This window comes from Vibrio sp. D404a, assembly GCF_030248535.1.
Lineage (GTDB): Bacteria > Pseudomonadota > Gammaproteobacteria > Enterobacterales > Vibrionaceae > Vibrio.
In genome coordinates, this window is sequence record NZ_JAHGAJ010000052.1 from 1 (window position 1) to 10,114 (window position 10,114).

Annotated in this window: 8 protein-coding genes; 5 read left to right on the top strand and 3 right to left on the bottom strand. The window is 44.7% G+C overall.

Annotation, left to right across the window (positions count from 1 at the left end; all coding sequences use genetic code 11):
* Positions 1-31: 31 nt before the first annotated feature.
* The gene (gene znuB / locus KI655_RS23640; protein WP_076654554.1) at positions 32-817 is read right to left on the bottom strand and encodes a zinc ABC transporter permease subunit ZnuB; all 786 of its coding nucleotides are present in this window, start codon (positions 815-817) and stop codon (positions 32-34) included.
* On the bottom strand, positions 817-1,596 hold the full coding sequence (gene znuC / locus KI655_RS23645; RefSeq protein WP_285409141.1) for a zinc ABC transporter ATP-binding protein ZnuC: 780 nt from the start codon (positions 1,594-1,596) through the stop codon (positions 817-819). The genes znuB and znuC overlap by 1 nt, the downstream gene beginning before the upstream one ends.
* Positions 1,597-1,679: 83 nt before the next feature.
* On the opposite strand from znuC, the gene znuA reads away from it, so the two are divergent.
* The 5 genes from znuA (at position 1,680) to KI655_RS23670 (ending at position 9,473) form a co-directional block, all read left to right on the top strand.
* Positions 1,680-2,567, top strand: a complete 888-nt coding sequence (gene znuA, locus KI655_RS23650; protein ID WP_285409142.1) for a zinc ABC transporter substrate-binding protein ZnuA — start codon at positions 1,680-1,682, stop codon at positions 2,565-2,567.
* Between the two features lie 275 nt (positions 2,568-2,842).
* On the top strand, positions 2,843-6,196 hold the full coding sequence (locus KI655_RS23655; protein ID WP_285409143.1) for a helix-turn-helix domain-containing protein: 3,354 nt from the start codon (positions 2,843-2,845) through the stop codon (positions 6,194-6,196).
* Between the two features lie 555 nt (positions 6,197-6,751).
* Positions 6,752-6,973: a FeoA family protein gene (locus tag KI655_RS23660; RefSeq protein ID WP_285409145.1), complete on the top strand. Its 222-nt coding sequence runs from the start codon at positions 6,752-6,754 to the stop codon at positions 6,971-6,973.
* Positions 6,973-9,246 (top strand): Fe(2+) transporter permease subunit FeoB, encoded by a 2,274-nt coding sequence (gene feoB, locus KI655_RS23665; RefSeq protein ID WP_285409146.1) that lies wholly within the window; start codon positions 6,973-6,975, stop codon positions 9,244-9,246. The genes KI655_RS23660 and feoB overlap by 1 nt, the downstream gene beginning before the upstream one ends.
* Positions 9,243-9,473: a FeoC-like transcriptional regulator gene (locus tag KI655_RS23670; protein ID WP_285409148.1), complete on the top strand. Its 231-nt coding sequence runs from the start codon at positions 9,243-9,245 to the stop codon at positions 9,471-9,473. Before feoB ends, KI655_RS23670 begins: the two co-directional genes overlap by 4 nt.
* A gap of 52 nt (positions 9,474-9,525) precedes the next feature.
* Here KI655_RS23670 and KI655_RS23675 read toward each other — a convergent pair whose 3' ends face one another.
* Positions 9,526-9,954, bottom strand: a complete 429-nt coding sequence (locus KI655_RS23675) for an HIT domain-containing protein (protein ID WP_285409150.1) — start codon at positions 9,952-9,954, stop codon at positions 9,526-9,528.
* Positions 9,955-10,114: the final 160 nt, after the last annotated feature.

A 10,114-nucleotide genomic window follows, 5' to 3' on the forward strand; every position in this document is an offset into this window, starting at 1 on the left:
GAGATACGAGATACGAGACGAAAAAGTAACTCTATGCTCTATTCTTTACCATCTGCGACAGCATAAACATTGCTGTTGCTGTGATGACCACAGAAGGACCCGCCGGGGTGTCGTAGAACCAAGAAAGGCTTAGACCGCCGAGTACTGCCAGAGAACCAATCCCCGAGGCAATAAAGGCCATCTGTTCAGGGGTTTGAGCAAACTTACGTGCTGTTGCTGCAGGGATAATCAGTAGCGATGTCATGATCAAAGCACCCACAAACTTCATACCAACCGCAATAACAATACCGACCATTAGCATCAATACCAAACGCATTAAGTCGATGTTGATGCCGTCTACAGCGGCAAGATCTTCGTTAACTGTGGTTGATAACAATGGACGCCAGAAGATAGCTAGAACTAGTGCTACAGCTGCCGCGCCACCATAGATAAACACAAGGTCAGTAGGCGATACTGCAAGCAGATCACCAAATAGATAGCTCATCAGATCGACACGGACATTATCGAGAAAGCTCACCGCGACCAAGCCAAGTGATAATGCACTGTGCGCGAGAATACCCAGCAGTGTATCGGTAGCAACCAACTTCTGTTTTTGTAAGGTCACCAACAGTACAGCCAGCATTAAACAGCAGATAAGTAGAGCTAGGTAGAGGTTAATCTCCAGCAGGAAACCTAACGCCAAACCCATTAGTGATGCGTGTGCAAGAGTATCACCGAAGTAAGCCATTTTACGCCATACAACGAATGAGCCCAGTGGGCCAGCGATGAGTGCAATGCCTAAGCCAGCAAGGATAGAAGGAAGTAGGAACTCAAGCATTAGTGGTGTCCGTGATTATGATTTTTGCAGTCGTGCACGTCGCCTGAAACAGGTTGGCCTGCCAGATCGTGGTGGTGATGGTCATGTTGGTGATGATAGAAAGCCAAACTCTCTTGAACCGCAGTACCGAATAGAGCGATATAAGAAGGATGGTGCTTGATATCAGCGGGCGCACCAGAACAGCAAACGTGATGATTCAGACAAATCACGTCGTCAGTTTTTGCCATCACTAAGTGCAAGTCGTGTGAAACCATGAACACCGCACAGCCAAAGCGGTGGCGGATGGAGTCGATAAGTTCGTAAAGATCAATTTGACCTTGTACATCAACACCTTGTGCTGGCTCATCGAGTACCAGTAAATCTGGGCGACGGAGTAGTGAACGAGCGATCAACACACGTTGGTTCTCACCACCAGATAATTGGTGCATGTTGTTTTTAATCAGGTGCTCGGCGCCGACAAGTTTCAATGATTCAAGAATTTCTTGCTCACTGAATTTACCGGTAAGCTTTAAGAAGCGCTCTACATTTAAAGGGAGAGAGTCATTGAGCTTAAGTTTTTGTGGAACATAGCCAATTTTTAGTTTTTTGTTTTTGGTAATGGTGCCAGAGTATCGGTTTTGCAGTCCTAGTAGCACTTTGACTAGGGTCGATTTACCTGCACCATTTGGGCCTATTAGAGTTGTGATTTGGCCGCGCTCTATATTTAGAGAGATATTGTCTAAAACTTTTCTACCGTCGAACTCAACACTGACGGAATCCAATTGGATTAAGTTATCCATGAATAGAACTCATTTGCAATTAGCTAATGTTATAATGTAACATTTACAGCAGGCCTAAGCTACTTTTCTATTATCGAGGTAATATGTTACGTTCATCTTTTATACTGACAAGCTTATTATTAATTCCAAGCCTTGCCAGTGCGAGCACCATTCTAACAAGTTTTAAACCTATTCAAATGATTGTTACTGAATTAACGCAAGGTGTCAGTGAACCAGACGCGGTAATGGACAGTAATGCCTCACCTCACGACTACGCTTTAAAACCATCTGATGTGAAGAAAGTTCAGCAGGCAGATATGGTTATTTGGTTCGGCCCAGACTTGGAAGCCTTCCTGACCAAAGTCATTAAGTCGAATGACAACGTGGTGACTATTAGTGAAATCCCAAACATCAATCTAAAAGAGTTTGGTGAAGATTCACATGATCACCATCATGACGGCCATGATCACGGCAGCCATGACCCACACTTCTGGTTGGGTACCGACCAAGTGGAAGTCGCTTCATCTTACATCACGGGCAAGCTTGTTGAACTTGATCCTAAGAATGCCGACACTTACAACAAGAACCTTGAGAACTTCTTAGCACAACTGGCTGAGAAAAAGAGCGCAATTGAAGTTCAGCTCGCACCTGTAAAGGATAAGGGTTACTACGTATTCCACGACGCTTACAGCTATTATGAAGATGAGTTTGGTCTAAACAAACTTGGTCATTTCACCGTAAGCCCAGAGCGCAAACCGGGTGCTAAGACCCTGATTACAATTAAGAAGACATTGGCAAAGCAAGATGTTCAGTGTGTATTCTCTGAACCTCAATTTACGCCAGCTGTGATTGAATCTGTTGTACGTGGCAGCTCAACACAAAAAGGTCAGCTTGACCCAATCGGTTCAACAATCGAAGTGGGTAAAGGGAGCTACTTTGCATTCCTACAACAGCTGACGGATAGCTACTCAAGCTGTCTATCAACTCAATAGTGCTGATACACTCTAGTCGTTTATAGACTTTACAATCAGACATTTATGAATAGTGCCGCTTTTTGCGGCATTTTCGTGATCTACAAGATAAATCCTTCCTCAAATTTGTAAACAGCCTTTCTCAATAGATGAATTCCGCTAAAATAGTGAGATAATTATAAGCACAAAATAACTCGTTCAATCACGGCATCAATTAATGTTCAGTAATGGTTGCGCGATATTGTTGTCTCTGGGAATAAATCTTGTATCAAGTGATCATACGAGCGCTCATTATCATGAGTATCTCAATGAGTGTATCTACACTTCATGCCTCACCTTCGGTCTTCTACCCTTTACCTGTACAAGGGCAGGGGAACTTTCTGGCGGCTAAAAATCTTTATCTCGGTGAAGGCGGAGGCTTATGGATCCATGATGTTCATGGCAAGGTTATGTTTTACGATGGCGGTACACTGTTGCCACGCAAAGGCAGTTTACTTGAGTTCACTTCTGATGAAGTCGCGTTTCTGAAAGATGAATTTTGGACCTACTTTGATAATGAGGTCTATCGTCATGTCCCGGGAATAGACAGCTTTCTTGCGTTTAGCTTAAGTCCCGGTGCTGAGATCTTAAATATCGGCGCATCGGGCGAGTTTATCTGGGTCACCGACCGTAATAATTTCTACACCTATAACACCCTTACCAGTGAGTTTGAAACATACTCGCTGTTGAAACTATACCGGCATAATAAGCGCAGCGACATTCGAATTAATGATGCCGAGCGAGTGCTTTCTAAATGGGTACTGGCCACATCAGCAGGGGTTTATCGCTCTCAAGATCGAGAGTTTGAACACATCACAGCTTCGGGTAAGCACTATATCGAAGAGGTGTACTTTTCTGATGCTAGACGTGAGTTACTTGTCGGGACACGTAATGGGTTAGTGATCATAAACCTCTCTTCCCCAGAAGCGGTAAAACGAATTCCGGGTTCACATGTGTTGTCGCTCGCTGAGACCTCTGGTCAATATTGGGTTGGTACTGAACACGGACTCATGAGTTACAACTTTATCACGGGAAAAGTGACACAGTTTCAGCGTTCTGATAACCAAGACTTTGCATTACCTGGCGAGAAGATTTATTCGCTGGTTAATGACTCTTCAGGGGGGATGTGGATCGCGACTAATAATGGCATTCGTTATTTCTCTTTATACAGTAGCACCTTTCAACGAACGTCCATTTCGGGCCTGGGAATGCACTCGGTACGATTCTCGGTCAACAAAATATTAGCGACCAGTGAATCTAAGTTTTGGATTGCGACCTCGGAAGGCGTCTATGTTACGGATACCGACAAAGATAGTCAGCCGAAACGTATCTATTCCGAACCAGCTGACGATATTGTGGCTTATCAAGGTCTTATCTATTTAGCGACGCCAACGGGCTTAATAGCGATTGACCAACACAGTCAGCAACTCGTTTCTCTAAACCTGCCACGGAGCTTACGCCAACGACAGGTCGATACGCTCGCTCTCGACAAACAAGGTGTGCTTTGGCTGACGGCTGAACAGAATCTTTATGCGCTGGACTTAACGACCAATAAAGCGACTGCCTATGGTATGGAGTGGTTGGTTAGCAAGTACTTACCTGCAAAGATCACCGATTTATCGGTAGACAATCAGGGCGAGGTTTTTATTGGGACAGACCATGGTTTTTACTCACTCGTTGATGGAAAAATTAGCTTTAAGAGAAGCAGTTTAAGGTTTGGCAAAGTTGTCGATATTGCCCACTCTAGCGATGGTTCACATTGGTTCGCCGGCAGTTACGGCGTCTATCGAATAGCCAATGGCAGCAACTACATTGAAGATGTCGATCTAGTAGAGGATAACATCAGCCCGGTTTGCTTAGTCAGTGATAAGCATGGGGTTTGGCTTGGATCTTCAAAGGGCATCAGCTTTTATGGTCTTAATGGTGTGTTAAACAAACACATCGGTTCACCGTTCGGCTTGATTCTTAATGAGCTGGCCCCTGGGGCTTGTAGCTTGTCCGTGTCGGATCCACTTCAATCGGGGTTACTTGTCATGGGCTCTAAGTACGGTTTAGTGGGGGCAGTGTCTAACGAATTGCTGGTTTCAGACACGCCTCAGCGAAGAGCCTTAGTCAGTAAAGTCACGGTCGATCAACATACAGTAGCCCTCGGCGGGAAAGACATTCAATTGCTAGAAGTGCCTTACGGTTCCTCATTGAGCTTCAAGTTGGGGATCTTACCTGCTGGTTTTGTTCAAGCTATGGAATATAGGCTAAATGAAGACGAGCCTTGGATTGAATTTGAAGGCGGGTTGTTGACCTTAGAACATATTTTGCCCGGTGACTATGTATTAGAAGTGAAACCGGTAAAGGACTCTCATTACAGATTTGTCTCCACTCAGCAGCCATTTACCATCCTAGAGCCCTGGTACTTGAGCAATTGGGCTGCGGCAAGCTTCATGGTTCTACTGATTGGTTTTGTCACTGTATTGGTATTCTGGCGTTCTCGTTTTGTTACCTTCGCTAACCGAAAGCTTAAGGCTCAGGTTGCGTTGAAGACCGATCAACTGCGTCATCAGAGTCGCATTCTTCTGGCCACTAACCAACAACTTAAAAAACAGCTTGCTGTCAAAAATGTTCTGGTAACGCATACTGCTGCTGGTTTAGTCGAAGAGGTGAATCGAGCTGCAGCGCTCATTCCAAATTGGCATGAAGGCGACGAAGCTTCACCTATCGTAGAGCTTCGACAAGGGCTAGAACAATTAGCGCAAGGGCAAGAAGGCGGTACAACAACTTACTATGATTTGGTATTGGTGCTTGAATCGGTTCTAACCGCGTGGAAAGACGATCTGGCGAAAGCGGGTATCGAGCTTGAGATCAATCTTGATACAAAGCAGCGTTTCATCACACTAAACTATTTCAATCTCGACATTGTGTTTAACAGCTTAGTCGCAAGTGCAATCAAGCGTAATTTTAAGTCACAGCGTATGCTTGTCTCTGTCGAAGAGGCTAAGCAGAAGTTGGTGGTAACGCTGCGCGACTTTGGCATGCCATTTCCTAAGTGGGCAGCGGCAGACCCTGAATCCGGACCTTCGCCATCAACGGACCTCAATATTGAGAAATTACCGTTACTCATCCACCAAAGTGGTGGTGAGCTGAAGACATTTATATCGGATTCGCAAAACGTCGTTCAGCTGTCATGGCCGATTGAATACCAAGTTACCCAAAAAGTCACTGAGAGTACCTTAGAGCAGATTGAAACTATTAAACATCCGATTCTTACCCAAGAGCAGCAAAAACTGAGCGCAGAGCAAGAGTGGAAGAATCGTGTCGCTTTATTGGTTGGTGAGCATTATTCAGATGCAGAGTTCGGTACGGCTTCTGCAGCTCGCTTGTTATATATGTCTGAACGTAGTTTGCAGCGTCGTTTTAAATCCGCTTTCGCGAAGACGTTTAAAGAGTACTTAAATCAGGTTCGCTTAGAACATGCCTGTGAACGACTGCTTGCGGGAGAAAAAGTCTCTGATGTTGCGTTTAACTCTGGCTTTAATGACCCATCGTACTTTAGTCAAAGGTTTAAACACCATTTTGGTATGTCGCCTTCTAAGTTTGCTGAGAACGCAGATGAATAACTAGCGATAGAAAAACTCACTAGCCTCGACTTTGTTCGGGGCTTTTTTGTGCTTCTGAGATACGAGATACGAAAGAGTAGACGATTGATTAACGAAGGATGGAGTTGAGAAGATAAGAAAAAAAATATCGTGGTATAGCCGGGGGGACTATACCACGGGTGTCAAAGACACCTTCGCTTGCTGCCGGAGTGATATAGCGAAAGCCATATCACCTCTGGAATAAAGTTAAAGAGAAGGAGTTTCTCTTCGTTGGAATTAACTATACGGTGTGGTACTTATTTTACTTATAAAATTAACGACATCATTATGTAATAAATGCGACATAATCTTAAATTATTGTTTTATATGTATTTATTGTGTTTGCTTGAGTTTTGTACTCGTCGGGTAGTTTGCAAGTCGTGTTGAAAGTAACGGAATTGACGTAGCGTGTTTTGACGAAACTTACGAGTATGTATTTTCGAAAACTTTGATTTCACACAGTAACAGTGGGGTTATATATATGTATCATTCATCTTAATAACAATATTTCTCATTATCACTACTTACTGGATGCTTATGAAACTGTCACAGCTTGAACAAGGCAAAGCGGCCACCATTGTTGCGCTTACAGGACTCTCTCCTGACGTTAGAAAAAAACTTATGGTAATGGGGGTGTTACCCAAAACCGAAGTTACTCTTATCCGCCGTGCACCGATGGGTGACCCGTTGCAAGTTGAGGTGAGAGGCGTTTCGATTGCCATTCGTGAAAATATTGCCCAGCAGATCGAGGTGAGCTAATGAACTATCAAGTGTTAACGGTAGGTAACCCGAACAGTGGTAAAACAACACTATTCAATGCCCTAACTGGTGCTAAGCAACACGTAGGTAACTGGGCAGGTGTCACCGTAGAGAAAAAGACAGGTACATATAGCCATGCAGGTGATCAGTTCAAGTTGACTGACCTTCCGGGTATCTACGCGCTGGATAGTGGTAACGATGCAAACAGTATTGATGAGTCTATTGCCTCACGTGCAGTACTGACTCACCCTGCAGACGTTATCATCAATGTCGTTGATGCAAGCAGCCTAGAGCGTAGCTTGTACATGACACTTCAGTTGCGTGAAATGGGTCGCCCAATGATCGTTGTACTGAACAAGATGGATGTGCTGAAACGCGAACGTCAGGTGATTGATCAAAAAGCGCTTGAAAAAGCACTTGGTTGCCCTGTACTGAGCCTATCTGCCAACGACAAGTCACAAGTTGTTCGCTTTAAAGAGAAGCTGCATAAATTGTTGGTTCAAGGTGTCAGCCTAGAGCCGATTGCTATTGATTATGAAGAAGCATTCGAAGCGCTATTGCCACAAGTCGAGTCAAAATTCGACGACGCTGACGTATCTCACCGTGCACTTGCTATTCGCGCCCTTGAAAATGATTACCTAGTTTTGAATAGCCTAGTTCCGCAAGATCGTCAGGAAATTGATGCACTAAGAAGCGACGCTCAATTTGATATCGATTTGGCTGTTGCTGATGCTAAATACACGATGCTGCATGAGCTGTGTAAACGTGTGCGCCGTAGCGAAGGCAAACTGAGCCGCAGCTTTACCGAGAAAGCGGATCAGCTGATCTTGAATAAGTGGGTGGGTATCCCATTCTTCTTCGTTGTGATGTACCTGATGTTCATGTTCTCTATTAACATCGGTAGTGCATTCATTGACTTCTTCGATATCGGTGTCGGTGCACTATTAGTAGATGGCGGACACTACTTATTAGATGACCATCTGCCAGTTTGGTTAGTGACTATTTTAGCCGATGGTATCGGCGGTGGTATCCAAACGGTCGCAACTTTCATTCCTGTTATCGCGGCGCTTTACTTGTTCCTTGCAGTACTAGAAAGCTCTGGTTACATGGCTCGTGCAGCATTTGTGCTTGATAAGGTCATGCAAAAAATTGGTCTTCCAGGCAAGGCATTCGTACCACTAGTGCTTGGCTTTGGTTGTAACGTGCCATCTATTATGGCGACACGTACTCTTGATCAAGAACGTGAGCGTAAACTCGCTGCTGCCATGGCACCGTTTATGTCATGTGGTGCACGTCTACCGGTATACGCTCTATTTGCTGCAGCGTTCTTCCCGGGTGCAGGTCAAAACATCGTATTTGCTCTATACCTACTGGGTATTGTGGCTTCTATCTTTACCGGTCTGTTCCTAAAGAACACACTTTACCCAGGTAGCAGCGACAGCCTAGTGATGGAGATGCCAGATTACGAATTGCCGACAGTGCAAAACGTTATGCTTAAAACATGGCAAAAACTGAAGCGATTCGTACTGGGTGCAGGTAAAACCATCGTGATGGTAGTAGCAGTGTTAAGCTTCCTGAACTCTCTGGGTACTGATGGCTCATTTGGTAATGAAGACAGTGAAAACTCTGTTCTTTCAAAAGCAGCGCAAGTAGTAACGCCTGTATTTGCTCCTATCGGCATTCAAGAAGAAAACTGGCCAGCAACGGTTGGTATTATCACAGGTATTTTTGCGAAAGAAGCCGTTGTTGGTACGTTAAACAGCCTATACACAACACCTTCAGATGAAGAAGCGGCTGAATTTGATTTGGCAGGCAGCCTACATGAAGCGGTAATGACGATCCCAGATAACCTTGCAGGTCTAAGTTACTCTGACCCTCTAGGTATTGAAGTAGGCGACTTATCTGACTCTGGTGCTGTTGCTGAAGAGCAAGAAGTTGATACCTCTATCTTTGGTAACCTGAAAGAGAAATTTGCCTCTGGTCACGCAGCATTTGCTTATCTTGTTCTTATCTTGCTTTACACGCCATGTGTAGCAGCAATGGGTGCTTATGTAAGGGAATTCGGTCAGGTGTTTGCGCGCTTTATTGCGGTTTGGACCATGGCTCTAGGATACTTTGGCGCGACGTTCTACTACCAAGCGGCGAACTTTGCAGCTCACCCAGTCTCAAGTGCAGTTTGGATGGTTGCGATAGTGGCTGGTTTTGTGGTGACTTACATCGGCTTTAAGAAGTTGGGCAAGAAACAGCGCACACTAGAGGCAGAATTTGCATGATTTTAAGAGAACTTCATCAATACATTACCGAGCAAGGTAGTGCAGCCCGCAAGGAGCTAGCGGCTAAGTTTGGCATGAGTGAAGATGGCGTTGATGCGATGCTCAATGTCTGGATTAAGAAAGGGAAAGTGAGTCGACTGGTGGATACCAATCAACATGGTCACACCACTCGCATTCGTTACACCATTAATCAACAAGACAGTTTGTCACTCAACGTGATGATGTAGTTCTTTAGATAGAAAACAAAACCGCAGCTGTTTGGCTGCGGTTTTTTATGTCTTAAGCTTTTTGGAAGATAGAGCTCAGTGACAGAACGTTTTGAATGCGAGTTAGCAGAGCGGCTTGTTCTTCTTCATTGCGCTGTTCGCCCTTGGTATTGCCCCATACTGGACCTGGCCAAGCAATGTCATCTTTAAAGCGAGCAATATGATGAATGTGCAGCTGTGGCACCATGTTACCCAACGCGCCTAGATTAAGCTTATCTGGTTGGAAGGTCGCCTCTAGTGCTTGGCTGACCGCTTGCGATTCATGCAAGAACTGCTGTTGCTCTTTCATTGGTAAGTGGTGCAACTCTTTTAGGTTTGAACGCTTTGGTACAAGGATAACCCAAGGCACGGCGTTGTCTTTGTGCAGCAGCGCAAGGCTAAGTGGGAATTCGCCGATAACGGTGGTGTCTTTTGCCAATTGAGGATGAAGTTCGAAGCTCATGATCTTTCCAATTATTTGTTTTAGTTGAGTATAAGGTTGGAGCCGCGATGTGGCTAGCGCTTAGGCTCTCAATAAGCAGATTCCCAATCATGTTCGTCTAGATAAAACAAAAGGTTGACGCTTTCACGTCAACCTTTCTAATTATCTCGAATCTCGAATC

Excerpts from the sequence above, each read along its gene's own strand:
- feoB (WP_285409146.1), top strand. The coding sequence starts at position 6,973 with ATGAACTATCAAGTGTTAACGGTAGGTAACCCGAACAGTGGTAAAACA.
- KI655_RS23670 (WP_285409148.1), top strand. The coding sequence starts at position 9,243 with ATGATTTTAAGAGAACTTCATCAATACATTACCGAGCAAGGTAGTGCA.
- KI655_RS23675 (WP_285409150.1), bottom strand. The coding sequence starts at position 9,954 with ATGAGCTTCGAACTTCATCCTCAATTGGCAAAAGACACCACCGTTATC.
- znuA (WP_285409142.1), top strand. The coding sequence starts at position 1,680 with ATGTTACGTTCATCTTTTATACTGACAAGCTTATTATTAATTCCAAGC.
- znuC (WP_285409141.1), bottom strand. The coding sequence starts at position 1,596 with ATGGATAACTTAATCCAATTGGATTCCGTCAGTGTTGAGTTCGACGGT.
- znuB (WP_076654554.1), bottom strand. The coding sequence starts at position 817 with ATGCTTGAGTTCCTACTTCCTTCTATCCTTGCTGGCTTAGGCATTGCA.
- KI655_RS23655 (WP_285409143.1), top strand. The coding sequence starts at position 2,843 with ATGAGTATCTCAATGAGTGTATCTACACTTCATGCCTCACCTTCGGTC.
- KI655_RS23660 (WP_285409145.1), top strand. The coding sequence starts at position 6,752 with ATGAAACTGTCACAGCTTGAACAAGGCAAAGCGGCCACCATTGTTGCG.